The sequence below is a fragment of the Candidatus Melainabacteria bacterium genome, from assembly GCA_003963305.1.
In the GTDB taxonomy this organism is placed as follows: domain Bacteria; phylum Cyanobacteriota; class Vampirovibrionia; order Obscuribacterales; family Obscuribacteraceae; genus PALSA-1081.
This window is the reverse complement of the sequence record RXJR01000026.1, coordinates 105,306-131,377: the sequence shown is the minus strand read 5'-3', so window position 1 is coordinate 131,377 and position 26,072 is coordinate 105,306. Positions and strand designations below refer to the sequence as shown.

General features: G+C 48.9%; 25 protein-coding genes and 2 pseudogenes. 7 read left to right on the top strand and 20 right to left on the bottom strand.

Annotated features, from left to right (window positions below):
- Nucleotides 1-22 precede the first annotated feature (22 nt).
- The 7 genes from EKK48_24675 to EKK48_24645 form a co-directional block, all read right to left on the bottom strand.
- Nucleotides 23-1,042 carry a hypothetical protein gene (locus EKK48_24675; GenBank protein ID RTL37297.1) on the bottom strand — a complete coding sequence of 340 codons (1,020 nt, stop codon included), beginning with the start codon at nt 1,040-1,042 and terminating at the stop codon, nt 23-25.
- A complete protein-coding gene (locus tag EKK48_24670; protein ID RTL37296.1) occupies nt 1,039-1,614 on the bottom strand; it encodes a hypothetical protein in 576 nt (191 codons plus the stop codon). Before EKK48_24670 ends, EKK48_24675 begins: the two co-directional genes overlap by 4 nt.
- 330 nt (nt 1,615-1,944) lie before the next feature.
- Complete coding sequence (locus tag EKK48_24665; GenBank protein ID RTL37295.1) at nt 1,945-3,282, bottom strand: hypothetical protein; 1,338 nt, start codon at nt 3,280-3,282, stop codon at nt 1,945-1,947.
- Entirely contained in the window at nt 3,279-3,953 is a 675-nt protein-coding gene (locus tag EKK48_24660; protein RTL37294.1) for a hypothetical protein, read from the bottom strand. The genes EKK48_24665 and EKK48_24660 overlap by 4 nt, the downstream gene beginning before the upstream one ends.
- 45 nt (nt 3,954-3,998) lie before the next feature.
- Nucleotides 3,999-6,014 (bottom strand): type IV secretory system conjugative DNA transfer family protein, encoded by a 2,016-nt coding sequence (locus tag EKK48_24655; GenBank protein RTL37293.1) that lies wholly within the window; start codon nt 6,012-6,014, stop codon nt 3,999-4,001.
- Nucleotides 6,015-7,547 (bottom strand): hypothetical protein, encoded by a 1,533-nt coding sequence (locus EKK48_24650; protein ID RTL37292.1) that lies wholly within the window; start codon nt 7,545-7,547, stop codon nt 6,015-6,017.
- The gene (locus EKK48_24645; protein RTL37291.1) at nt 7,544-7,996 is read right to left on the bottom strand and encodes a hypothetical protein; all 453 of its coding nucleotides are present in this window, start codon (nt 7,994-7,996) and stop codon (nt 7,544-7,546) included. Before EKK48_24645 ends, EKK48_24650 begins: the two co-directional genes overlap by 4 nt.
- A gap of 499 nt (nt 7,997-8,495) precedes the next feature.
- On the opposite strand from EKK48_24645, the gene EKK48_24640 reads away from it, so the two are divergent.
- From EKK48_24640 to EKK48_24620, 5 genes are all read left to right on the top strand, one after another.
- A complete protein-coding gene (locus EKK48_24640; protein ID RTL37290.1) occupies nt 8,496-8,837 on the top strand; it encodes a hypothetical protein in 342 nt (113 codons plus the stop codon).
- Between the two features lie 120 nt (nt 8,838-8,957).
- Complete coding sequence (locus tag EKK48_24635) at nt 8,958-9,233, top strand: DUF1778 domain-containing protein (protein ID RTL37289.1); 276 nt, start codon at nt 8,958-8,960, stop codon at nt 9,231-9,233.
- A 2-nt stretch (nt 9,234-9,235) separates the two neighbouring features.
- Entirely contained in the window at nt 9,236-10,192 is a 957-nt protein-coding gene (locus EKK48_24630) for a hypothetical protein (GenBank protein ID RTL37288.1), read from the top strand.
- Between the two features lie 19 nt (nt 10,193-10,211).
- Nucleotides 10,212-10,955 carry a hypothetical protein gene (locus tag EKK48_24625; GenBank protein ID RTL37287.1) on the top strand — a complete coding sequence of 248 codons (744 nt, stop codon included), beginning with the start codon at nt 10,212-10,214 and terminating at the stop codon, nt 10,953-10,955.
- A gap of 653 nt (nt 10,956-11,608) precedes the next feature.
- The gene (locus EKK48_24620) at nt 11,609-12,175 is read left to right on the top strand and encodes a hypothetical protein (protein RTL37286.1); all 567 of its coding nucleotides are present in this window, start codon (nt 11,609-11,611) and stop codon (nt 12,173-12,175) included.
- A 46-nt stretch (nt 12,176-12,221) separates the two neighbouring features.
- Here the strand turns inward: EKK48_24620 and EKK48_24615 are convergent, their stop codons facing one another.
- The 7 genes and pseudogenes from EKK48_24615 to EKK48_24585 form a co-directional block, all read right to left on the bottom strand.
- A complete protein-coding gene (locus EKK48_24615) occupies nt 12,222-12,905 on the bottom strand; it encodes a hypothetical protein (protein RTL37285.1) in 684 nt (227 codons plus the stop codon).
- A 114-nt stretch (nt 12,906-13,019) separates the two neighbouring features.
- A complete protein-coding gene (locus tag EKK48_24610; GenBank protein ID RTL37284.1) occupies nt 13,020-15,170 on the bottom strand; it encodes a hypothetical protein in 2,151 nt (716 codons plus the stop codon).
- A 505-nt stretch (nt 15,171-15,675) separates the two neighbouring features.
- Nucleotides 15,676-16,228, bottom strand: a pseudogene (locus EKK48_24605) (NADAR family protein).
- A gap of 340 nt (nt 16,229-16,568) precedes the next feature.
- Nucleotides 16,569-16,646, bottom strand: a pseudogene (locus EKK48_24600) (DUF2442 domain-containing protein).
- A gap of 517 nt (nt 16,647-17,163) precedes the next feature.
- Entirely contained in the window at nt 17,164-17,706 is a 543-nt protein-coding gene (locus EKK48_24595) for a DNA repair protein RadC (GenBank protein RTL37305.1), read from the bottom strand.
- Nucleotides 17,707-18,386: 680 nt separating this feature from the next.
- Nucleotides 18,387-18,659 (bottom strand): hypothetical protein, encoded by a 273-nt coding sequence (locus EKK48_24590; GenBank protein RTL37283.1) that lies wholly within the window; start codon nt 18,657-18,659, stop codon nt 18,387-18,389.
- Between the two features lie 69 nt (nt 18,660-18,728).
- Entirely contained in the window at nt 18,729-19,181 is a 453-nt protein-coding gene (locus tag EKK48_24585) for a single-stranded DNA-binding protein (protein RTL37282.1), read from the bottom strand.
- A 734-nt stretch (nt 19,182-19,915) separates the two neighbouring features.
- Here EKK48_24585 and EKK48_24580 point away from each other — a divergent pair.
- On the top strand, nt 19,916-20,293 hold the full coding sequence (locus tag EKK48_24580) for a response regulator (GenBank protein RTL37281.1): 378 nt from the start codon (nt 19,916-19,918) through the stop codon (nt 20,291-20,293).
- Nucleotides 20,294-20,712: 419 nt separating this feature from the next.
- Here the strand turns inward: EKK48_24580 and EKK48_24575 are convergent, their stop codons facing one another.
- From EKK48_24575 to EKK48_24555, 5 genes are all read right to left on the bottom strand, one after another.
- Complete coding sequence (locus EKK48_24575) at nt 20,713-21,030, bottom strand: hypothetical protein (GenBank protein RTL37280.1); 318 nt, start codon at nt 21,028-21,030, stop codon at nt 20,713-20,715.
- Nucleotides 21,031-21,047: 17 nt separating this feature from the next.
- The gene (locus EKK48_24570; GenBank protein ID RTL37279.1) at nt 21,048-23,291 is read right to left on the bottom strand and encodes a nitric-oxide reductase large subunit; all 2,244 of its coding nucleotides are present in this window, start codon (nt 23,289-23,291) and stop codon (nt 21,048-21,050) included.
- Between the two features lie 81 nt (nt 23,292-23,372).
- Nucleotides 23,373-23,894, bottom strand: coding sequence for a hypothetical protein (locus EKK48_24565; protein ID RTL37278.1), 522 nt, complete (start codon nt 23,892-23,894; stop codon nt 23,373-23,375).
- Nucleotides 23,895-23,956: 62 nt separating this feature from the next.
- On the bottom strand, nt 23,957-24,685 hold the full coding sequence (ric, locus tag EKK48_24560; protein RTL37277.1) for an iron-sulfur cluster repair di-iron protein: 729 nt from the start codon (nt 24,683-24,685) through the stop codon (nt 23,957-23,959).
- A 24-nt stretch (nt 24,686-24,709) separates the two neighbouring features.
- Nucleotides 24,710-24,934 (bottom strand): rubredoxin, encoded by a 225-nt coding sequence (locus tag EKK48_24555; protein ID RTL37276.1) that lies wholly within the window; start codon nt 24,932-24,934, stop codon nt 24,710-24,712.
- 134 nt (nt 24,935-25,068) lie between these two features.
- Between EKK48_24555 and EKK48_24550 the strand changes: the two genes are divergently transcribed.
- Entirely contained in the window at nt 25,069-25,518 is a 450-nt protein-coding gene (locus EKK48_24550; protein ID RTL37275.1) for an Rrf2 family transcriptional regulator, read from the top strand.
- Between the two features lie 164 nt (nt 25,519-25,682).
- Here the strand turns inward: EKK48_24550 and EKK48_24545 are convergent, their stop codons facing one another.
- Nucleotides 25,683-25,913 (bottom strand): hypothetical protein, encoded by a 231-nt coding sequence (locus EKK48_24545; GenBank protein RTL37274.1) that lies wholly within the window; start codon nt 25,911-25,913, stop codon nt 25,683-25,685.
- Between the last annotated feature and the right edge of the window lie 159 nt (nt 25,914-26,072).

The window sequence follows — 26,072 nt, the reverse complement described above, 5'->3', positions numbered from 1 at the left end:
TGAATCCGAGCGAGTTATAGTCTCAGTCTAATTTGAGCCGAAACGGGCCGATGATTGCAGTTCCGAGCTCGGATAATCTCAAGCCGCTACAACTAGGCACTAAAACGAGCGCAGTCTCTCCCTTCTCTAAGGCTCCGCGAATGGCACACAAAGCAGTGAAGGTTTTGCCACTGCCCGTGGCATGTTCGAAAACACCACGTCTGCCGGCAGCTTCCCAATTCTCTAACGCAACAATTTGATGCCCTCGCGGTTTGCGTCCTCCTGCGCTCTGGTCTGCGCTCAAGCGCGATGCAGCTTCCAACTCGCGACAAATTTCATCGACTAGTTCAGGCCAATTCTCGGGTTGAGCAGCTTTTCGCAACTCCTCTAATGCGATTTCCGGAAAAGGTCGAATATCCGCCCCTGGAAACTCATTTTTCCAAAGCTTCTCAAAGTATTCTATTTCAGATTTCAACCTTCCAGCATCTGATGTCCATGAACAAAACACATCAACCGATTCCAAGTTGCCATCGTTCGAAAGTCCCGACCAGGTCTCATTCATCGACCCCTTGAAGGCTACCTTGTGTTCTTCTGAGTCAGTAAAAATCCCAAGCTTGTCATGAAAAAGCCGTTCGTGTCGAGCGTTTCGCGGATCAAGAAAAGCAATTTTAAAATCAACTACCTCTAGAGCCACTAAAGAAGCCAGAACAGTACTGGGTTTTACAGTATTTGGATTTGAGAAAAGACGCTCAATTTGCCGCTTCAAATCTTGTTCCGTCGATTCGGCCAATCTCTCACTATATCCCTGTCGAAGCGCTTCCTGATCAACTGCAGTCAAAATGGGTGAACAGATGATTCTCATCTTTCCACCACGGTGTACAAAGGATTTCAATGCATGCCAGGCGATTGCATAAATTGTGCTGTTAAAAAAACCTACTGCTCGATCGTAAGAAACAGCGCGTTCCATGCAAGGCATGTAAAACTGCACAGCTATGTCATCTTCGCCTTTGTGATAGTTGTATTTCAGATCGAGAGAGGATAACGAATCGGTGATTGTCGTCATGCTTCAAGCCTCTGCTTTCCGCTTCTGCAGTTTCTGCAATGAGACTGCGGACGAATATCATCGTATGGGTTTTCTCCAGCCATATTTCTGAAGCCAAAAACGATCTCGATCTGCTCCTTACCGACTGCCTTCGCTTCACATTGAGGACACTCTTTCATTTCATCAAGCGACAAATTCCACAAATCAGCAGAATACATCGAAAAGCGCTTAGTGAGAGCTTCTACAAGGAGTCTCGATGGAGCACAAATTACGGTCTCATCGCCAGGAAGAGCACCGCGTAATTTGCGTATTTGTTCGGATATCTGCCCAAAATAAGCTTGATGCACACCTTCTGCTTTGACCTGTACGTTTCTCGACCATGCAAAGTTTTCATATCGGTTCGCATCCCAAAGGACCCAAACGTCCAAATCAGGCACAAAGCCAACAAGGAAAACTATGCGACCGCCAGAATGGTCAAAATTCCCTTTTTCCCCGCGATCTTGACCGGGAGCTATGATTTGACTTTTGAACTCGCCAACTGGGCGCCCTCCACTAGGATGCGGACCACCAGTTGGCGCTGTTGTTTTGTACATGTATATCCGCATCTTGGTTGGAAGAGGCGGCTTACAATCTAATTCGAGAGGCTTTTCTCCAATCTCACTATGCTGAAGTACGGACGCACCTAGTGCATCCACAAAACGTTGATGAATTTCTATGGTTAATGCACTTGGAGGCATCAATCACACCCGAGAATGAACGAAACGCCCATTATGGAGCTGTTTTGAATACTTTTCAAAGCTTTTTTCAGACAATTCTTACCGAGAGTACAAGAAAGCGCCAAATTGCCGTATCTCGGACATGCCAAAAAAGACAACTCGCGGAAGCAGCTATTGACTTCCAGGTATTTCAGAAGTCCTGAACAGCTACTCACTAGTTTTCTTGAAGAGATAATTCGGCTTCGTGAAAAGTCCATTCGTCGGTGGACTTGAAGTTGCATTTTTACTCTGAAAAGAAAACGGTTTGGTAGTGGGTTTGAGCGGAGCAAGGCCGGGAGCGGATTCAGGCGAATATGCAGGACGCCACGGTTGAACAGGATTTGTATTAATTATTGTTGGCGGCGCAGGGTCCTTAAAAACTGGAGAATTCAAGAGAGTGCTTGAGTTAGAGCTAGAGGGCGTTATCGTAGGTGAAGAATTAGGACCCCAGTCAGTTGTGTTGGCTTCCGAAGCTGGTCTGCCGGTAAGCTCCGTGAAGCGCCTTTGTGCTTCTGCCAAATTGGCTTGCGCTTCAGAGAGATAGCCGCGTTGCGCATTCTGATAGCTTATCGATTTGTTTTTCTCGTAGTTGCTGACGGACGTATCAGCCAATTGCGCATCTACTTTCGCAATCTCAGCATTGCAGTGGTCAATGGTCTTCTGATAGCGATCTAGTGCGGCCCTAGTGTCATAAATATCTTGTTTCTTCTTCCTCTCAGCCTCCTCATCTCTACGCCGCTGGTCAGCTTGTTGCTGTTGTTGCCAGGTCGTTTCATTGCCAACAGGAAATTTGTTGTACGGCTCTATGTAAGGAGTTTTCTCCGGTGTAGTGTTGTTCACCTGAGGTTGAACGGGCTGGTGGTCGCGATCCCACTTCCAGGTCACGTCATGCCACCAGTCTTTGATGCCAGCTCCAGCCGAACCATAAATGCTCAGACCAATCCAGGCGGCACACAATCCCATAGCTAGTTTCCAACGGAGCCGCTCTTCTTGAAGTCGTTTTTGCTGCGTCAGCGCGTCTTCAAAAGTGTACTTGTGCGAAGATGCGGCAGTGGCGGCTTCGCGCGCTTGCCTCTCCCTCTCCGCTGTTTCTGCTGCGGCTCTTCGCGCACGCTCCTCATTACGCTTTTTCGCCTCAGCTTCTTCTCGGTCGTTTTCCTGAGTTGTTCGACGCCTTCCGGGTCCCGGTCCTGGTCCGGTGGCGCCGCTCTGAGTACCTCGATTGGCACCTGAATCGCTTCCACCGGAAGCCTTCGGCTGCTCACGGCAGCTGCAAGATCCAGACTCCTTGTGGTTCTTTTCAAAGTGGGCAAAGAGCTTGTCTTTTGCATCATTGATGCGTTTTAGCTCGTCCTCAGCGTCTTGCTTGCCTTGTGCATTCGGAAAGCGGTCAGGATGCCACACCATAATCAACCGTTTGTAGCGGCGTTTAATCGCATCCAAAGAGGAGCCGTACTCCAAGCCGAAGGTTACGTAAGCCTTTTGTAGTATTTCTTGCTCTGTCATGATGCACCAAACAAAGACTTGTTGATGTTGCCCAAGAGGTTGAGCAGCATGAATGCAGTGAGCCCCAGGAGCCACCAGGGTGGAGCAGGCAGGGTGGTTGACGCAGCGTCGCCCGCGTCGGTCCCTTCTCCCATCGAAGCTTCAATCTCCGAAACTAATTCGGACACAATCGAATCGCAGGCATACCAGGCGACACCCTCGACTCTGGGGCGAAAGTCAAGCTGCACAACAGTTTTATCACCGTCTTCCTTGAACTGTACATCCATCTCTAGGAGCCGCTGTACACGCTCCTTTCTCGTGTGAATATTCGAGAGATTAGAGCCTTCGACGTGAGATTCTTCATCTGTAAATCGCAGTGTAGCAGTGATTCTATGTTGCATCGTATCGGCTGAAGTCACATGCCATTTGTCGCCAAAGTTGTAAGTTTTGTCACTCAAAATCTGACGCACCTTCGCGAAAGCTTGCTTGAGAGGCTGGCTGTAGCGCCTTGGAACTGGATGGAGGAAATTGTATCGGTTAGCCCCACCTACATGCATCGCTGGCCAGATACACCATGCCGCCGCTACCAGACCAGGGAAAAGCCCAGCTTCTTTGGCGTGAACGACAACCTCACCGGTGAAAGCACCTACGACTAAAAACGCCACAATGGCGGCAATGATGCCAACTCCCATCAGATTCGTGCCTCCATGTTTTTGACTGCTATTGCAGCGGTGATATTACAGATCATAGTCGGGAGCCTCATTCGGGCGCTTTGGAGTCGGCCTTCTTCCTTCATCTTTAGTTTCGCTGATTTCCGGCGCTCTCGCTCCTTTGTCAGGCTGTTCGTTCATTGTCGCGGGCTTTGTTTCCTTCGGTTTCTCAGCCTTTGGTTCCCCTGCTTTCGGCTTTGGAGCAGGCTCTGGTGGCTTCGTCTCCTTAGGCGGCGCGGGCTTTGCTGGCTCGGGTTTTGACTTTGGCGGCTCATCTTCTACTTGTCCCCGATTCATAACGAAGTCAGAAACCTTGTGTTTGTCGCGTTTGGGCGCGTCGTAGGACAAGGCATGTTCGTATGCCAATGGGTCGGTGAGTGGCAATTTGAGCGGTTTGGTATCTGCTGTAAAAACTATGACCTGGCGATCGAGGCTAATCAATTCGTCCGGTGTAATCAGATGTCGGCCTTGAATGCTTTCTTGAACCCTGCCGCTATCTCCGACCGTTGCCTCTTCTACAGTTGTTCGTCCGATGGCTTCGCTCAAATCCCGAGCTTCCTGGAAGTTCTTTTGCTTGAAGTAGACCTGGGTTGCAGGCATGTCGATAATGATCTGCGCTTCGCGTTTGCTGTAGACCTGCTCTAGCTGCGCATAGTTCTGAAATCCAAGAATCAAGCCAATTTTGTTCTTTCGGATAATGGACAAGGTGTCGCCAATACCTGAGATTTTGCCGAAGTTAGTAAACTCGTCGAGCAGCATGGTAAGCGGATATTTCATCCGTTCTCGAATTTCCAGAATATGGTCGAGAAGGAAATTCATCATCAAAGAACCAATCAGCTTGCTGTCTTTTGACCTGCTCGGCACGGCAAGATAGAAGGTAAAAAGCTGCTTTGCCATTGCGTCCAAGTCTATGTCCGTCGTCTCCGTGAGCGTAATCATCTGGTCTGTCATCCACGGATTGAGCTTAGTAATTAGGCCAGAGAATACGCCATATTTGAAATTCGTTTCGCCAGCAAGTCGCATCCAGCCTTGGAATTCCATGCGTGCAACTCGTGACGGACTCTCCTTCAAGACCTTCGCCAAACCATCCGGACCTTCCGCAAGAAGCCAACGAAGAGCGCCAAAATGTCCACGTTTTGGATCGCCGGCAGCGGCATGCAAAAGCAGAGGAATCAGTAGAAGCTTTTCAGACCTATTCCAGGTTTGATCGCCCCGTCCTTCAGAGCTTTCACCGTTCATGATTACAAGATCGGCAAGCTTCTCGGCAATACCCGCTTTTTCTTCTTCGCGCGCATGTCGGATGCGATCGATCGGATTGATTCGATTGCTGCTCATATCGGCAGGATTGAAGCAGTAAATTTTGTGCCCGGCCATTTGTCGCCAGCCGGAAGTCAGCTTGTATAACTCGCCGTCTTCATAGCCAGGAGTCGCTTCGGTGACTATCATACTCGTTGCGATGCGCTCAATAAGCTGCGGGAAGAAGAATCCACGAGACTTACCAACGCCCGTTCTTCCGCAAATAATCGCGTGAGCGTGCGTCCAGAACTCAGGCACCTGAATGAATTCATTGTTTGCATTTCTGCCGATGATGAGGCGTTTAGCGTCGGCTTGTTTTTGGAAATAACCTTTTGCTCGCAAGTCTTGTTCTGTGCCCCAACTTGCCGAGCCGTATACCGTGCTCTTTTCCTTGTGAGTCTTTGCCTCTTCTACGCGCTCCGCGTCTTTTTGCAACTCCAGCATAATCTTGTCGCAACGGCGCTGACACTCACTTTCAGTCGCGCCGCCTTTGCGCTCTTCCATCTCGATGTTGACGAGCATTCCGCCCTTCGAAGCAACGCGCCATCGCAGAACCACCCGGTATTCGTGCCGCCACCAGTCCTGGCCGATTTGTTCGTCGAGTCTCTCTGTAGCTAATATCTGGTCGAGCTGTTTGCTGGCGCGGTCAACCTTGTAGCCGAGCCGGTCCAATACGTTTACGGCAAGTATTGGGAAGTCTTTGGCATTTGTGTCAACAATGCCCGAGTCTTTGATTTGCACTGCCATTTAGTACCGTCCCCAAGGGTCATATTTGTCCCAGGCTTCCTCGTCCTCGCGCTCCCATTTTTTCCGCTTCTTCTCTTCATTGCTCTCGTCGCGAGCAGCCTGGTTCTGGTCGATAGCCTTGTCTAACTTCTCTATTGTCTCGCGATCATCGGCTTTTCGCTCTTCCGAGCGTCCAGCTTGATTGTGCTCCTGGACCTTGTCCAGCTTGGCGGACTCCAGGGCGTCCCGACCCTCTTTGAGCCGGTCACGCTGGTCAGTCAGATCAACCCACTTGACTAACTCATTCACCACGGCAGCCCCTTTCATGAACAAGCCCACAACAGGGTTGCCCATAACTTGTTCTTGCAACGGGTCGATCACACGTCCGCCCTCGGCAGCCTTGAGGTCACTGGAGGTCTTGCTGCGCTCGATCTTGTGATGGGTGAGCTCCAGCTGCTTCGCCAGGACACCAGCCCACCTTGCCCGGTCGGCATTTTCGAGCCAGCCCCGAAGCATGTTGTACTCGTCGATCGGCAGGCGGTTCTTCTTGTCCTCACGAAGCTTGGCACTCAGCGCTGCCAATTTCTCGTAAGAGCTGGACTCGTCGTATTTTTGTCCGTTGAACTCCAGATGGTCTTTCTCTTTTTCGAGCGCTTTAGGCTCTTTTGGGTCGGCTTTCCCGCGCTCACCCGACCGCTCTTTTTCCTGAATCCAGCCCTGAAGCTTTGCAAATTCCGGCTTGCTTATCCGCTCCTCCGGGTTGTCCCAGAGATATTCAGTCAACTCGCGGAGGTCTTTCGCGCTGCTTTCACGCGTCCAGTCTTTTCCGGCTGCCTCAATTTTGTCCTCGGAGTAAGACTTGTCATTTTCATGAGATTTCTCCAGAGGCTCCTTAGACCCTCTGTTTTTTCTCCATTCTTCGTAAGGCTCTAATTGCTCCCGAATTATCTTTTTGCGCAACCAGGGAAGCTCCAAGCCCTCTCTAATGCGTTCCTCTTTGGTCAGCTCACGCTGCCGAGCAAGTGCCCGCTTCTTTTCTTCCAGACGCTCGTACTCCAGAGGATGCTCGCGCTCCATGAAACGATCGCCATACTCCCGCATTTTTGAGTAGTCTTCCTTCTCGATTCGAACGGCCCGCCCGTTTCGGTCCTTGCCCAGGACGACCACATGAATGTGATGGTGGTCGGTGTTTTCGTGGGCGACCCCAACCCATTCAAGATCTAGCCCCTTATCCTTTCCGAGCTGCTTCATAATTTCTCGCGTGTATGCTTTCTTATCCGCCGGGGCAATCTCTGGCGATAGGGTCAGCTTGTGCGCGACCACTTTGTTGTTTTCTTGCTGGCGCAATTTCTGTCTGAATTCTTTGCTGTCAACTTCATCCTCGGTGTCGTTGAACATTTCCCGTCCTTCATCACCCCGGTCTTCGCCTGGTCGATGTTGGATGTATTTGACGTGGGCAAGCGCCCGTTCGACAGCAACCAGCTTGGGCGCCTTCGCATGCCCCCGACTTTGCCGGTCTCTCCTTGAGAAATACTGGTGTTTGACGATGTTCAAGGACTAGTGACCACTCTCTTGTACGCCTCAGCTAGCTCGTTCTCATCCCGCTCCACGTGCTTGCGCATCTTCTGCTTCGCAGTTGTATTGGCTGCTTCAAACGCCTTTCTGGCATTTTCATCGTCCGGCAGGGCCATCCAGGACAACTCATAGAGTGTGCCGATGGCTGCCCCCTGACGGGCGAGCATTTTGCAGATTCGATCGGTCCCGGCATTAATCGCTTTGACGTGCTGGTCGGTCGCGTACTTAATCGCCTTCGATACTTCCGTTTCTCGTTCGTCGTGCTCGAGTTTTTCCAGATTGTCCAGATACCAGAGCAAGGCAAATCTGACGAAATCCGACCGACTCTTGCCGGCCGTTTTTGCTGCCTCGTCCAGCCGATTAATGTCGGCTCGGGCTAGCCTCGTTTCCACCTTCGGGGTATAGACTCGTTTTTTCGGTTCTTCCATTGTGCCGCTACCTCCGCTACTATCAATAGGATAGTATGAGAGATGCGCCCTGCGCCATAGGGTAATTCCCAGGCATGTGCCGACGGTTAAATAGTCATTAGTTGGCATTTTCCATGCGCGTGCCCGCGCATTGTATCTTGCCTTACCGTACGGTCGTGCCTCCCTTCGTGTGCGGGGGTGTTGTTGCGCGTCGTTTCCAACTCCGCGCGCTGCATCTGCAGCCATCAATTTACGAACGCAAAACAACACCCAAACCATCAGAGTGAGGTAACGAGCGAGCACGGATGTGCCATGTTAGAAAGTGCCGGAGGCACCCCACACAGACATGGTCCTTTCAGGCAAGAGGAGTCTAGGGATTTTCTCTCTGGTTTCTCAGACGTTCGGCTTTCCAGCACGGCAAAGGTAATAGTCGGAATGTTGCAGAAAGGGGATTTTTCCCACGGGTTGGGCACTTTAGTCACTTTTGGGTAAGATGCAAACGTAGATAAGAAATTTAGACATGGTCAACAACAAAGAGCAGAAGAAAACGCCCTGGGTGGATGATGCAATCAAGCACCTAGCTAAGCTCGTGAAAGAAGCCATTGAACTTGCCGATGAAGATGATGTACTACCGACGACGGAAGCACTAGCCAAAGGAACCGAAATCCTCAAGACTCACAGCCAGGCAAGCGCCCCTAAGATCAGCGTGACCATAGATGGCGACTTGATGATCACATGGGAAAACCATGGGGATGCGTTCAAAGTCCTCATCCGCCCGAATTCCCAAGTCTTGTATTTCAGGAACAATAAGGCAGTCAAAACCGAAGAGTTCGGCAACCTGCTTACCGCTGCTCCGGCTTAGGAAGGCGCAAATAGCAGGCAGCAAAAGGCTCAATTTAACAACCACGTAACCGAGTCAAATCGCTATTGCCTTGTACGGATTTTTACCGTACAATGAAAACAAGCCAAGAGGATCTGGATTATGTCAGCCGAGCTAAAAAAAGAGCGTCTAGATTTGCGTTTGCCACCAGCCGCAAAATCGCAGATAGAAAAGGCTGCCGAGCTACAAGGTCGCACAGTATCTGATTTTGTCGTGGCAGCAGCTCTTAGCCAGGCATCACAGGTAATCGAGCAACAGATGGTCTTGAAGCTTTGCCTTGAAGACAGCATGGCCCTTGCCGAGGCGTTCATGCACGAACCCGCGCCTAACAAGAAGGCAATTGAAGCGGCTCGCCGGTACAGGGAGAAACTGGGATAGCCTTGACAATCGAATTTGACATTCAACCGTGGGCACCTGAGCATGACTGCACAGAATTCACATCAAGCCTGCCGAGCATCCAACGGTTTATAAAAGAGCAGGCAGCCCGAGCCATGTCCAGCAAGACATCAATGGTATTTGTGCTGACCGAAAAAGGCGAGAAGAAAATTCGAGGCTACTACACACTTTCTTCGATGAGTGTCAAATTCGAAGACCTGCCGAAGAACGTTCAAAGAAAGGTGCCTCGCTACCCGTTAATAGGCGCAACTCTGCTAGGAAGACTAGGGGTAGATGAACGCTACCGAGACGAACTTTCTAAAAGCGGTGAGAAACCCAGGCTTGGCGAATTGCTTTTAGTCGATGCACAGAAGAATTGCCTCAAAGGCTCATCAACAGTAGCCTCAGCCGTGATGCTTATTGATGTCGAGCAACCAAATGCGGATGAAATAGCCGCTGGAGCACGAGATCCGATGGGTTTCTATCTACAGTACGGATTTCTCGCCCTACCTAAGACACCTAGAACAGTCTTTAAACGAGTAAGCACAATCGAGAAAGAGCTAGCGGAGGTAGGGCTAGCGGTGACTGAAATCATCAAGGACGAACAAAGCTTGGAAGCAATAGACCAGATGCCATCGGATTTTAAGCCCGAGCCAACAGGGTCCTTGAAATTAGGTGGACTGAAAACATTCAATCTCAATTTTGTCCATGACACCCGGTTCAAAATACCAATCCCAGCAGAACATCATTCTTTCGAAGAACTTGATGCCTTGAGAAACGAAGGGCAGTGGAAAGACGTAGTGCTTTCTACGATTGCAGTCCAGCTCAAAACATGGACGCAGCCAAAAGTGCGAACCTACTCGTTTGTGGGCAAGGTAATCGGCGCTGAAAGAGGGGATGCTGAGACACTCGTGACATTGGACAAATACGGTGATGTAAAAATCGCCGATTTCGATGTCTGAGGCTGCAAAAGTAGGTAGTATGCCGTTATCACCAAAACCAAACTGCACAATAGACACCAACTGCATAATCGGGCTGGACGAAGAGCGCGACTACGCTCAAGGGATTCGTGAGCTGATTGCCATGCATGAGGCAGGCCAGATAGTCCTTCGGGTTGTTGGAATCAGCGCGTCTGAGAAACAGCCAAACGGAATTATGGCTCCCAACTTCAGTCTTTTCAAAGAACGGCTCAAGCGGCTTGGATTAGGAAACGCGGTAATCCTTATTCCGCCCGCGTATCTAGACATAACGTATCTGGACAATTGCTATTTCGCAACGCAAAACGGGACAATTTTGGAAGCCGAGATTCACAATGTACTGTGGCCAAATCTACCTTTTCAATTTCATCTGTTTGAAGTCGGAGCAGACAAGTCCAAGGGAAATTGGAAATGGAAATGGCTTAATCCAAAATGTGACACGCTTGCATACATGGCGCATGTTCAAGCAGGAAGCGGACTCTTCGTGACAAACGATAAAGTCTTTCATGGAGAGAAGAAAGCAGTCTTGTTGAAGTTCGCCGGTGGCGACATAGCAAAACCATTGGATGCAAAAGCCCGACTAGAAGACCCTGCGCCTTTTGCACCTACGCCGCAGGCGGTTTCGGAATTTCTTCGAGTTCCAACAGAAAGAGTAGATCCGGCTACTATTCCGCTGGAATTCGAAAGATTGCACGCTAACAAAAAGCTCTATGACGAACGAATTAAATTACAAACCTCACAAAACTAAGGGCAACTGGGCGAAAAATCAACAAGATTGACTCACAAACAGTGTCTAATCAATTCAATCATCCTTCCATCTGGGCGACGGCGGCCCTGCTGGCCCATTGTCTTTCTCGCCTTTGAATTTTGGCAGCTTCACCGATCCCGCACAGAGGCGCAAGATTGACCCCGCCAAACTCAAAACCGCTTTAACTGCAAAAGAGAGCAGGTTTTCGACCAGTCGGGTCGTCGGTCGCAAAATAGTCGATGCCCGCCCCCCTGCCATGTAATTCAAGGCGAGTAATATGCCGACGAGTAAAGCTAGAGACCAGACCATATCCATAACTCAATACTACTTCTGCATTCTCCAGCTTGCTTGAGAGAATCTGAAACTAGTTAGTGACACAACAGTAGCTGCTCACGTTGCAACTAGCTGACCGGTCAGTTAGTTGGTTGACTGAACATATGAGCCCACTTCGGCACGCCATATACCGGTAAAAACGCCAATACTGGCAAATCCTGAACTCCAAATATACTAAGTGCTGTCGTACACCAGCGCAAAAACTTTTTCGCGAGAACTGCTTACACAAGAATTAAAAAAAACCAGTTTTTTCAAGCCAGTATAGGCTTTTCAGTCTTTGCAGCTATAGTGGAAGTAGAGAGTTAGCCAGGAGTACTGGATTGAAAATAGTTGTTCTCAAAATGGGCTTTGAAAGGAAATTACAACTGTCATTTCTTTTGGCTATGACAGTTGTGTGCAGTTTTTCGCCTGCGAGTCATGCGGCGAAAGAAACAAGAAGCATCGAATATGTGCTGAATGAACCAATTAAGCAAGATCCCAACACCTTACTAGTTAATAAGTTAGGCGGTGAACAATTCGAACAAAATCTGTTGAAGGGCAGCGTTTATTTCCTTGGCAGCCCTCGGGATAAAACGAGGAGAATAGTCGCTGTAGTTTCTTTTGGGGAAAACGATGCAGCAGTTTTAAACCCTGCAATGGCAACAGACCGAAGACATTGTGAGTACACAGGCATTCCAAAAGTTACAGAGATGAAAACGTCGTTTTGCGACTCGTTTTACGGCAGGCCCGTTGCTAAATCAGAAAATACTAGAACGTATGAGTTTGTGGATTTAAACGATCGCGAGAAGAAAAGTCAGATCGAGATTGAGTTCGATAAAGGCTTCGCTTCCAAAATAAAAGTCAGTGGACTCGGGAATCATGAGGCAAAATGGGTATCCGTCAAATAAGAAAGAGGGAGAGGGGTAATACTCCTCTCCCTCCGAACTCCCAACTCTAGTTAACTGGAGCCGGCGGAGTAGCGATTAACGGGTCTACGATATCTTTCAAAACCTGCATAGTGTCATATGCATTATCAAGCTCAGGCTGGAAAGTAATACCATCCGTGATGCGATAATGGTGCGTGAAAATTCGTGCGAACATCTCAAGATGCTTGACCTGGTTGGGTATAGCGTTAGGGCCGATCCGATTGTCTATCGTATCGGCAATGTGTGTGTCAAATCCTTGCATAATACCCGTGTTCGAAGAACTAGGGTTATCACTCAGTCTTTGCGGAGACCATATGGTAGTTCTATCCGCAGCATCCAATTGCGCGAAAGCGTCCGGTCTTTTCGACGCAAACAATCCTTCACTTGGGTGTCCCCAAATGAAATCGAGCTGGTGAGACAATTCATGAATAATGGCTGCCTTTCTGATAGTGGGTGAATTGTACGCATCTTCAACGGAGAGAATCCCATACGTTGGCGCCTGAAAGACACTCTTAGTAGGGTCAAACTGTGGCACTCTTGTACGAACAAAAACGGCACTCATGCGCGACTGAACTTGCGAATAGCCAGCGGCATAGGCAGACTCCTGCTGCTTGCCTCCGACAAACCGGAGGAAGGCATTCGAATCGAGCATCAGGTAAATCTGGACTCTCTTGTTGTCCACAGAAAGAGTGTTTGACAATTGAGTAGCCATAGTCCCATTCAACAACTGGGCCCCATCATAGATTGAGTAGTCCTCAGAAGTCGGCGAGTCTGGATTAACGCAGTTCCAGGCTGATGTGAACCAATAGGTGTCAGGTGTATGCCGCTAACGACAAACGACGCCATTGATGGAGATTTGACCATCAAAAATATTAGGATCACGAGACGGGGCGCCGTCGACCTTAATTGCCGTAGCCACATTTACGAGTATCTCTTCAGAATCTGGAGCAGTGTTATTAACCGCCCGGAGGTGCGGTATTTCGACTGTACCGCCCTCGCCGGAATTGCTTCCGCCGGTCGCAACGATAGTAGGTACCGTGTTATTGGTGCCTATCTGCGCCTGCATCGGCACATCCTTCGCGCTGATAAGGATTTTTCCCGCATTGCCATCTTCATTCAGCGCTGCGGCCTGAACGATTCGCTCGTGATTACGAATGGAGATTTTGCTATTTTCACCGCCGAGTTCTACTTTGATGCCGCCTGCGTTCCCACCGACAAAGCCACCATTAGCCTGTAGTGAAAACATCCCTTTGGCTGAACCAAAAATCAAACTTGTATTAGCCGCAGTTTCAATCTTAATGGCTTGCGGGTCATCGCTAGAAAGTTCGGAAACAATTGCATTACCGCTTCCAGCGGTTGCTGCACTGCCATCGATCTGAACCTTGGTTTCAGGAGTCGAAGAGAGCGTGATATCGTTGACCTTAATCTTGACTTGGCCACCGTCTCCATCACCGCTCGATGGTCCTGTAGCAAGCAGTCTAAGCAATGGAGTATGCAAAATATCGAACCCGTCACCAGCGATATCAAGCACACCACCGTTGCCATCTTTGCCCGATGCGTCGATAGTCGCTGTTAGAGTGGTGTCAATTTGAACTCCAAGACTTCCGCCATCTGGAACACCAAAGTAACCCAATTTGATTTTGTGATTTTCAGCTCCCCTTGCGGAGATATCCAAGACGCCAGTCTTGAAGGCTAGAGGATAGCCAGAAATCGCTACCCCCTGGTTGCTTCCATCAGAACTTAAGCGGAAAGGCGAACGGTCGGAGATGCCATTCACTAGAAGTGTCTTGTGAGTAGAAAGACTCAGATCGCCAAGGAAGCCCCACTTGAGATCGTTTAGGCTGTTATTACTGGTGGGTGTCAAGCCGAACTGTGGCACCATAATTGTGCCAAATGATTCCGGAACACCATCACCGTCGTTCAGAATGCGGAGACCATTCTCACCCTTGAGCGTGACCGTTTCCGTTGCCAAAGCGATCTGATGCAATGTCGGAGTAGCTCCAGGAGCTTGTCGCGCAGAGATGATGGCGCCGGATTCAGTTTGAATTTCTTTGGCTAACAGATAAATGGCGCCGCCAGTATACGAGGGGCCTGGGTCAGTACCCAAAGGATTTGCGCCTTCGGCGTTCAATTTGCCGGATGGCAATTTGAGAATGCCATTTTGAGCATTAAGCTCAATCCATCCGGCTCTCGATTGAGTTGCCGTTACCTGAATGTTTGCCATGCTTGTTACGGTGATACCGCCGGTGGAGTTGAATCCTCCGTTAGTGATTCGTACTCCATGGAATGTGTAAATGGTGTCAGTACCCCCGCCTACGGTGGTGCGGGTGATAATAGAGCCGTTCACGCCATTAGCAGCACCGGAGCCACCGATAACAAATTCGGTGCTTCCACCGGCGAGATTGGAGTCAATCTGGATGGCTCCAGCTTTGAGGCTCGCCGCCCCTAGTTCTCCGTCTGTGCGAATGGTGGAGGTGCTGATATTGCCTCGCGCACGAAGAATGACGTTACCGTGTCCCTCAGTGTCTTGAGTCTTGTTGATAACAATTGGTTGGGTCACAACAATTTTGCTTGTGACACCACCTGCCAGTCCTGCCGTTACCTGGACAGAAGTACCAGCGGAGATCTTTCGTGTTTCAACGTCTCCTGTGCCGGAAGCAACCTTAATGTCACCTGCGGCATTGATAAGCTGGAAAGTTTTGATGTTTCCGCTTGAGGTGTTGATTGTGATGTTGCCACCGGCATTGATATTCTTCGCATCTACAGAAGTCGCGTTGATAGTGAGAGAGCCGTCAACTGTTAGATCCGAGCTAATAATGCAGGCGCTGTCGTTAACATTGGCATCACCTGTCACGTGATTGGGCATAAGAGCGCAATTGCCGGTGTAGTCCGCCGCGTGGGCGGGTTGCGCCAAAGCAAACATTGCTAGCGCGAAGGGTGCGAAGGCTAGACCTAGCCATCGTTTTCTTTGTTTCATAGGTTTTCCTTTTTCAAGGCTTGATTGATGGAATGACTATTCATCAGCATCTATAAACAGGTGGCAAAACCCGAGCGATGGAATCGCTTAGACAATGTTCTCTTCGGTCTGCGCCGTCTGGTTGTTTTGAGAGTCCGCCTGCTTGAGATGAAAATGAAAGTCACCATGAAACATGGCTCACATAGCCCATCTTTCTCAAGGGAAAACAGCCAGTGATGTGTAACAACATCGCGAAACATTCTTCAAAAGCCAGACTTCTCAACAATGCCTTTATTTTCGGTTTAACAACTTGGCCTGGCCAACTCGCGCGAAGTGGACAGGCTCACACGTTTCGTATGGTGCGCCCATACAAATAGTGGAAAAACTGTGCAAAATCCAGTTAGCTGCGCTAAGTCGAAAAAAACAGTTTTTAAGCACCACAAATAAGAGCGGGAAGTCCAATTTCTGAAACTTCCCGCTCTCATATGGTGAACGCAAATTCTATCACCGGCTTATTTGCACGATTCTAACTTTTCAACAACCGATCGCGTGCTTCCATAAGTGCAAAACCGAGCAGATTTTGCCCTTTCCACAATTTTGGATCGCGTGCGCCAGGCGCAGATGCAGTCACTCCGATTCCCCAGATTTTGTCCCACATACTCGCTTCAACGAGTACTTTAGGCGCCGTCAGAAGCAACCAATCAGCCATCGCGCGATTGTTCGAAAACTTAGCCAGGTTCGCCTTAACGACGATTTCAGAACAGTGTTTTTGCCAGATTTGACCTTCGAAATTTTGCACCTTTCGCCCGAAAGCCTTTGCTTCTTTCGGCGTTTTGCACGCCAGAATGCTCTCAAGCATCTCTGAATCATTAAACAGGCGCGCCTTTTCAGCCATCATAAAATGCTCGGCCGTTGGGTATTTGATGCCATCAATCTCAAATTCGGCGGGAAACCATTGGCTTAAACAGCTGGCAGGTGACAGAACCATCGGCACTCACCTTGTGACCGTAGAACAAGAGATAGTCAAATTCTTGCCCCTGGTCAATCTGGTCGATCAGAGTTTGCCTGGTGTATTTCATCGGTTCAATAGATGAAATGCGCTTGCTTTCCGCAAGTCTGGCACTTCATTCCCTCACTTTCGGAAGCACGCATTTGTACAGCCGCGTTTATAACGTGCTCGGGACAGAATCTGTAAAGCCCCTTCTCATCCCACTCAAAGACATTTAGCGAGCTGCTCAGCATTTTTTCAAGGCGCGCGCTAATCTCCGAAACGTGGACACGAACATACGGTCCCTCTTTCTCGTCTTCCTTCTCGTCCGGTAACCAGGTGTTGTTTCCGATGAGTGTATAAAGTTCATTGAGTAGCTTGGGGTCCGGCTCATACCAGACTGATTTTGCAAATTTGATAAACAGATTAGGCTTCGGCGGACGCCCACCTTTTGCTCCGTTTGCTGCGGCGGCGGCTCGTTTTGCTTCCGAAGTAGAGGCACCGCCCTTGGTGCCGCCACGAGAACCAAGAATTGACGCAACACTTTCTACTTCTTTCACTTCAAAGTCAGTGCCCCACAGAAACTTATCTAGCTTCGCCTCCAAGTGCTTTGAATTTGAGCTTACTTCGTTTCCCTTTGCGTGCATATAAAAACGCAATGCATGAAGCGCTAGGGAAGCCTCTGCCCAATCTAAATTAAGTTCCCTTTTGTCGTCATTCATGCTGTAATACTCCTAGATACGGGGATTTTGTATCCGCCCTTCGAACAGTATAACCCAAACCGGTTTGGGTTTGTCAAATTTCCACTATTTCTGCACCCAAATTTTTCTCTGGGTGGCGGGTGGGCGTCCCCAGCGGGCTGGCAGCCTGCGCACCGACTGCCGAAGGCGGCTAGATAAATGGGCGGAGGGCGGGTAGCCTCAGCGGGCATAGCCCGTGCGGTCTTTAGGTCAGCGTCCAAGACGCACAACCAGTAAAAAGCCGCCAGGTACGGCGGCTTGGGACTTGCCAAAAGTAGTTAGCGGATCACGTTAGCCATAGATGTGGCTCGTTTTCTCTCAGGCTATTCATGCCTTCAGAGCTGACAATGCAGTGATCGACTACTTCGACGCCCATAATTTTGCCGGCTTTTATAAGTTGCTTTGTCGTCTCGATGTCTTCGCGGCTGGGCTCCGTTGAGCCGCTCGGGTGATTGTGCGCCACAATAATGGCGTGAGCATTTGACAAAAGAGCAGCTTTGAAGACTTCGCGCGGATGTACAAGACTGGCTGACAAAGTGCCTTTTGATACTTCGTGGTAGCCGATTACTTGAAATTTTGCGTCAAGGTGAAAAGCTATGAAATGCTCTTCTGAGTAGTGGGCAAGCGGTTGCACGAAGTGATGAAACGAGATCGGATCTGAAATTTGCGCGGGCTTCACTCCCGGCTCTTTCACCAGAATTAGCCTGTACTGCGGCACAAGATATTTAAATTGCTTCTTGAGCGATCGAGCGCTCCGCGCTTTCGGTTTTGCCGCCGTTTTCGCGCTCTTCTCCTGAACGCCAGCACCCGCCACCGCCCCGGCTCCCATACTCAAGCTAGTTACTGTATTCATCGGCATATCCTCCTGTCCTTCGCCTTTCGCAATTCAGGGATGCGCGCGCACCCCATGCAGCACATGCCTGAAACACGCCAGCCATGGGACCTGAGTTCAAGCCTCGCGAAGCGACCCGGAGGGCTCGGGCTTGAACTCGGGTGGCGGCGTGTAGGCTTATGTGCCGGGCATGGGAAGGGAGCAAGCAGCCCGTCACCATCGAATTGCGGTGCGGGGCAGGTTTTGCCGGACGGAAATAGAGAGTGGCGACGAAGCCTGAAGTTAATAAAGCTTGCTACTCGGAAGAACCGGAAGAATCAAAAAGAGGCTTCAAAGATTCACAAGAAGCCGAAGTAGAAGATTGCCTTGGCCAAGCCACGCGCGTAAGCGCGTCCAGGTTTCTGTACCGCAAAATAGCAGTTACTATTTCTTCCTTGAAACAAGCAATACATCCTGAATGCCCAGGCAAATGTCCATGCCTTGCTAAATCACAGATATAGAGGTCGACGAGGTCACTCAAAAGAGCTGACTCAACCGGGTTTATAAATTCATCGTCCGAAGCCATAGATCGCCATCTCCAACGCACCACTAACAAAAGTAACGGTGGAATCGAGCAAACGGTATGTGTAATCCCACAGTCGAAAAAACAAGGGCTGGAAAACCAGCCCTAGAACTAATTACTTTCGTGGTCTCTGGCGACCAGTGCAATCCGAGCCATAGCATCCGCAGACGCGACAATAACCAGTCACACGGCGCTCATGACGGTCCTCAAACCAAAGACTTCTTATGCGGCGCAGAATCGACTGAACGTTCTCCTTCTTTGGTGGAGCGGCTTTCAGAGAGCAAAGAGCAATATAGCCGCACAAAGCCATGTCAAGAATTTCCCACTCTTCACGAGTCAGAGTCAGTGTTTCCTCGACTTCCGGCGCCAGTAGATTTTTAGATTTCATCGCAAATTCTCCAAAGTAGTGAGGATTAAAAGCCAGGAAAGGGCGGGGCAGAAGCCCCGCCCAGTAAGGTTAGGCAGCGTTTCGTTTTCTGCCCGAGGAGCGTTGGGAAGCAGATTCTTCTTCAGTTTTTGGCTTAGGACCACAGAGGTGGAAACCAGACAATTTGACGACCGGCTTCGTCATCTTGACGGTTACGCCGTTGATTTCCTTGTTGTATTTAACGATGGTGAGACGCCCGCTGATGATGACTTCGCGTCCTTTGGTGATGTAATCGAGAACGCGTTCAGCTAAGTTGCCCCAGGCGTCGACATCGATCCACATGGGGTCGGGATTGTCTTGTTTGGATGAGTATTCGGCTACCGCAATAGAGAACTTCGCCAGTTTGTTATCCGAATCGGTGAAGGTTACAGAGGTTGGTTCTGCGCCGACTTTGCCTACAAGGGTGATTTGATTGTTCATGAGATGCACCTCCAGTGCTGTGTTTAAGTGCAGCCCCAAAAGCGCGGCTTGAATCTCGTGCATGGTCGCGCAGCGCCTCGAAGAGGTTTGCCATTGCGCGAGATTCAAGTTGTGCCAGCATTCGCACTTGTTTTACACAGCCCTGGAGGAGAAATCGGACAAAACAAAAAAACACCAAATATGGTGCGTGTCGTAGCTCCGAGCTCGCCGGCGCCGGCGGACAGAAACAGAAGCACTTAAAAGCGGGCAAACATCGACCGATAGTCAATCCAAGCCCAGGAAGAACAGCGACCAAGGCAACCAAAGAAATCGACATCGCTAATCCACGAAGCGAAGTGAAATCAAAGCGCACAAACAGAACAAAGCACAACAAAGAATAAGCACAACCAGAATCAGACGCCGGACAAAACATAATGCAACCAGCACTAAAGCCAAGTGCAAAAGATGCAATTAGACAAATTAGGGCAGACAAAAGCTGCAAGACTGGCATGAGCGGACAACATCCTTACTCGCTTTCAGTTCCAAACCACCGACGACTGCAGGACAATTAGTGAGAAGACTACTACGCACTGGAGCCACATGGTTATAGGGAAAATTGACGATGTTTACGTCATACTCAATGGCCCAAAGAGCTTGCAAGATTTCGGATTTCAGCTCATATCGCAGTTTTTGAGACTGCGCATCTCATGACTATATTGATATTTTTAGAATATCGACAAACAAAGCACGCTTTCTTGAAAAACACCGTCTACAATTATCCTTTGCATCCCCTCATCTAACTTAACTTCATTACTTCATTGAACGAACTGAAAATTCTAGTAGTAGACGATATGCCGATCGTACGGTCGGGAACCACGCTTTTGCTTGAATCTTTGGGTTATAAAGTTGATGAGGCAGCAAGCGGCGTCGAAGCTATTGAGTTATATAAAACTGGTCATTATGCAGCAATCATCATGGATTACAACATGCCTGAAATGAACGGCTTTGAATGCACTGCAGTAATCCGCGAGCTCGAGAAGGATGCAAAAATTCGAATTCCCATCATTTGCATGTCTGCCAGTAACGATGATGAGGAGATGAACGCGGCATGCTTAGCAGCGAACTTAGATGATTATTTGAACAAAGATTGCTCAGGAGTAGAAGTGCAAGACATACTTTCTAAGTGGCTAAGATAGGCTTGTGTTCGGCTTCAAAAGATTGTTCGCATTTCTAAATTCCAGAATCGGCCAATGTTTAACTGCCGGGAAGTCATCTGGAAAGCTACTGAACTATCCTCTACAATTTTGTCTATTTCTGGAGAAGCAGGAAATTGACTGTTGATTACCATTCGCAAGTTCCATCAAGTTGTCCAAAGTGCAAAGAATCTATGGAGATTGGATTTACTGTAAATCATGGCGCTAAAGACAATGTGAGCCATTGGTCTAAAGGACCGCCAGAAGGTAGTTTTTGGTCCGGGGCGAAAATAAATGAATCAAAAAAGATAACAACGTATCGTTGCACGGGATGTGGCTTCCTTGAATTTTACGCCAAATGATCCGGTAAAATCAGCTACGGGTGCACGCTTACTTCTGTTTTCGTTCCAACACTACCGGCTTCATGCATCGCACTTCAAGAGGGCCGTCAATGAATGAATGCCATTTTTCAAGTACTTTTTTATCTCCGGATCTTCCTCAACTCGCTGTTGATCTGCCTCATACGATGCCTCGGTATCGTATGCAACTAATTCCTGAAAAAAGCCGGGCTCATCTGCGGCTTCATAAAGTCCAATCCGTATACCTCCGGGCTGCTCGTAAAACGGCAGTGCTTCTTGCAGAAATGAGATCAATTCCGCACGCTGGGCTGGGACAACCCGGTAAACCAGGCTAACAATGGGTCCGGTTGGAATTTCTGGACGGTTATTTAGCTTTGACATTGAGCCTACCTCTATTCTTAAACTTCGCCCTTTGCTGTGTCAGCGGCTTTACGTAGGTGGAACATTCCTTTGAGCACCAGATATACCAAAGGAAAAACGCCGGCCAAAACAAATATGAGATCTCCAGCTACACGCAGCCAGGTGAATACCTGGAACAGGTTCGAATGCACGAATTCAGGGCTCCTTGCGAACCAAAATCCATGCTGGTAGCTGGCGATCATCTGAATAATACCTGCGGGGAAAATATTCAGCACAAGCATCAGCATGAGGCCAATATTGAGACCCCAGAATGAAATAGCTGCCAGTTTGTTGTTCCAGGCGCTGTCTTCCATCAAGTACCTTGTGCTAAAAAGAATCGCCGCCACCGAAAGCATGCCATAGACGCCCATCAAAGCAGCGTGTCCATGATTTGAAGTTAGATAAGTAGCGTGCTCATAATAGCTGACGATCGGTGTATTGATGAGGAAGCCGAAAACGCCGGCGCCCAAAAAGTTCCAGAATCCAACGGCAATGAGAAACATCATCGCCCAATAGTGAGAAAAATTCTTGATGGAGCCTTCAACCTTGGCCAGATGCACGAATTTCCAGGCATCCATAGTGAGCAAAGTTAATGGCACCACTTCCAGGGCCGATATCATTGAGCCAAGAGCCATGTTGATAGCAGGCTGCGCGGTCCAGTAATAGTGGTGGCCAATGCCGACAATTCCGCTGCCCAGATACAAGATAATATCGACATAAATCACAGATAGAGCCGATTTCTCGGATACCATGCCGAGACTGCAAAAGAAATACGCAACAATAATTGTTGTGTACAGTTCAAAAATACCTTCCACCCAGAGGTGGACAACCCACCAGCGCCAGAAATCCGCGACTGCAAAATTCGTGCCAGGGTGATACATCATGCCGAAACTGAAAAACAATGGAATAGCCAGAACACCGTAAAGCAGCATGTAAGGAAGGCTTCCGTGATCTTTTCCTTTGAGGAGCGGAGCGATACTGCGAAATACAATGACCGCCCAGATAAGCATACCTAGGGTAAGCAGCGCCTGCCAGAACCGCCCCAGTTCCAGGTATTCCCAGCCCTGGTGGCCAAACCAAAACCACAAACTGCCAAGCATATTCTTTACGCCGAGCCATTCACCGCAGATACTGCCTACGGCAACGATTAAAATTGCAACAAAGAGGATCTTCACCAACCAATGTTGTCCCTTGGGTTCATGCTTTGAAAGCATCGGTGCCATGAACATTCCCGCAGCCAACCAGGCAGTCGCTATCCAGAAGATTGAAAGTTGAAGATGCCAGCTCCTGGTAATGCTGTATGGAAAGATGCTGCGTATATCAAAACCGTAAAAACCTTGCTCGACAATGTAGTGAGCTGTTACTACGCCAAATGCAGTTTGAAACAAGAAGAGCAAAACAACGACAACGAAGTACGGATAGAGAGACGTTTGCGACCGAAACGGTCTGTATGTTTTTACAGCGTCGACCATTTCGCCAGAGCCGTCAGGAGCCCAACCCAGGCCAGGGAAGGCGCTCAAAAGAAATTGTGTCAAGCCTATCCCGCCAACCAGCATGATCAAACTCATGGCGCTCCAAAAGAAGATTTGCCAATTAGGAGCGTTTCCGGCAGCGGCATCAGGAGGCCAGTTATTTGTATACGTATAGTCTTTTCCGGGGCGCTGTGTAGAGCATACCCAGGCGCCCCAAGCAAAGAAGCGAGTCAGTTGCAAGCGTTCAGTTTTGTCTTTGATATAGTCCGGTGGCAAAGGCAATTTATTTCCAGCACCAAACTCGGTGTCATAATGCGGTATCAATTTCTGATAAGAAACTGCTTGCTCTTCTGTCAGAGTCAGTGTTTTTGTCTCTGGGTTGTACCTGTTCTCCTTAAAGTCTTTGTGAACTCGCGCCAGTAGTTGGCCCTGGGCACTGGCATCGAGTTGGTCGAAATTCTTTTTGAATTTGCTCTGCGCCAAGTAATCGAGGGCTATGACAGCCTCTCGATGCAGATAGTCGGCAGAAAAGTCGACGCCATTGTAGGCGCCGTGGCCGAAGAAGGAACCGACATCCATGAGCCCGTATTTTTGAAAGACGCCCTGGCCAGCCATGATGTCGTTGCTGAGAAACAAGACTTTTCCGCTCGAATCAACTACGCGTTCCGGTATGGGAGGTGCTTGATTGCTAGTCTCGTGGCCCATAAAAATAAGCGTAGAAAATCCAGCAATCAAGACCAAAAGTACAGACAGTTTCCATCTCCAGGACATATTCACCTCATAACGGGCGCCAGTTGGGCTCGCACTATATTAACAAGGGTTTATTGATATCGGTCACGCCTTTGTTGTCAGTTAGTTCGACATCGTCGTTCTTTCAATCCATGGGGCTGGGTCACCTCTTTTGAATCCGTCCAGCTCGTAACCGTGTTCGATCAATTCATCCTTGAAAGCTTCCGGGTTATCCGATGCCTCAATCATTGTTTTTGCCACCACGCCGATAGCAGCCTGCCAAGTATCAGCCATTGCTTGAGTCCACTCACCTTCCTTACTCAAGTGGTCTGCCAAAACAGCCATCAGGTTCTCGCCAACGGCGCCGTAATGAGCATTCTCGGTTTTGTATTTAAGGTGCCTGATTCCCATAGCATGCAAATACGGCAAAAGCCGCTCTGGACGCTCTACTCCGGCGACAATAGAGCCCAGCGACGCCATCAGCTTTTTATGCTGTTCTTCAGGCGGTGTATGAAAGAGAGGTTTTACAGATGGATATTTTTCAAACAACCTCTTATAAAAGCTCATTCCAAGCGACTCTATTCCACCGTTTTCGGCTTTGGCACGCTCAAAAGTTTCTCTCAATAGTGCAGTATTTAACGACATGATCGAACTCCTCTTTTCCCATTAGTTAGCAATCAAAAAATTGGCTCTTGTGCTTATTGTGTTTAACTTGTAGTGGCAAGATGGCGCTCCGTTTCTATTGCCTTTGGAAATAGAATGGTGCTTTCCTTGTGTATATGTGTCCTGAGATCCTGGTCCAGATGCGCAAGCCCGGCTAACAATGCCACCCAACTTGCGCAAGCGTTCTCTGCCGGGGTGTAGTTATCAGTTAATTTTCGAAGCTCAAGAAGGGCATCCCCTGCATCTTTGTGCTCGGATTCCAAACACCTAACAGGGTTATCGACGGTCCCAAATGGCGGTCTGCCCTTTGTGGAACCTTGATCGAGCCTGCGAATAAACGGAAAGAGAATGACCTCCTCTTTTTGGGCGTGCGCTAAAAGCTCATCTTTCATTTGCGAAAATACTGATGCAACCTTGGTCAGTCGCGGTTCCTTAAGTCCATGGACACGCGCAACTTTGTCGGCCAGTACTTTCAGTCGTGGCAATTCTTCCTTCAAATAAGCATGATGTGTTTGCTCGATATGATCGGCTAAAACAGTCATGCTGGCATTTAGCCAGTTTTCCGAAGAGTTGCCGCCGGCAACTGACATTTCATCGTTCTTGCAAAGCTCGGCGATAACGGACTCTGGACTTGCGGCAATCTTTGCACAGGCTTCTTCCAGAGTTTGTTTTCCGCCACAACAAAAGTCGATGCCAAAACGGTCAAAAACAGCTGCGCGAAGCGGTTGCTCGGCAACTATCATGCCGACTGATTCTCGTTTGAAATTTTGCATGATTAATCCCTCCTGAACCTAGGCTTAGACAGCCTGTCGTAGAGGTTCAACTGGTTTGACTTTGGTTGCTTCAAATATCGGCAGCGACACACAAGAGCAGCTTTGAAAAAATTCTTTTGCTGCAGCGCAATTGGGGCAGTGCCAATCTTCGCTTAATTGCTCAAATTTGGCGCCAGGTTTTATTCCAGCTTCAGGCAATCCTTTTTCTTCTTCAAGGATGTAATTACAGAGCGTGCATATGAATTTCATGGTCCTATCCCCGCTATTATCAACAAATGTACCTATATGTCCATAATAGCACTCCAACCAGCCTCGTCAACGCCGGAACGGTCCGTTTTATGGTATTGTGTATATAAAGGTACATTTGTTTACAAAGGTCCACAATGATTTCGCAAACCGCAGAATACGCATTACGAGCGATGGTTTTTCTAGCCATGCGCAGCTCAGCAGCCACAGGGCAAGAAATCGCTGAAACAACAAAAGTGCCGCCGGGCTACCTCAGCAAGATCATGCAGCAATTAGTTAAAGGCAGATTGGTTCACTCTCAAAGAGGTATTGGGGGTGGCTTTGTACTAGCAAAGCCATCAAGTGAGATATCAATTCTGGATGTAGTTAACGCTGTAGATCCAATAGAGCGACTTACGTCTTGCCCGCTTGGCATTGATTCACATGGTTTCAACCTTTGCCCACTGCACAAGCGACTCTCCCAAGCAACAGCAACCGTAGAAGCAGCTTTTGCGCAGTCAAGATTGAGCGAGCTAGTTGAAGAATCGCAGAGCCCTCTCTGTGCCAGTATTCCGCTCAGTCAAACTCAATTGCCGTACGAACAGTGAGCTTCCTTTGCAATTGAGTCCTGTGAGCTCGACCAAAAATCGGTAAGGCATAGCTTAATCAACGCGCCAGAAAATCAAACCGTCTTACTTGCCTAATGAGAAACCGAACAAGACAAGTTGCGAACAGCTGCTTAAGCCAAATGTAGAAGTTGCAACAAAACAAGCTATGGCAGACAAAAGCTGCATAACTGGCATGGGCGGACAACATCTTTGCTCGCTTTGAGTTCCAAACCACCAACGACTGCAGGACAATTAGTGAGGAGATTACTGCGCACCGGAGCCACGTGCCTGCCATTGCGGTGATACGGAAAGTTGACGATGTTTACGTTATCCTCAATTGCCGAGAGTGCTGGAACTAGCGCGGAATCCAGATCAGAATCTTGCAAAAGTGCCATATTCCAGACTCCGGCTGGCGACATACATTTCGCTAAAATCGCCTGCTCAAAGTTATCAGAGTCGATCGATAGCAAGCCCTGACAATTCGGCAACGCAGCCAAACGGGTCAGAGACTCAAACAACTCAGGTTCAGCAAAGCTGCGAGTGTAGAACCAAAA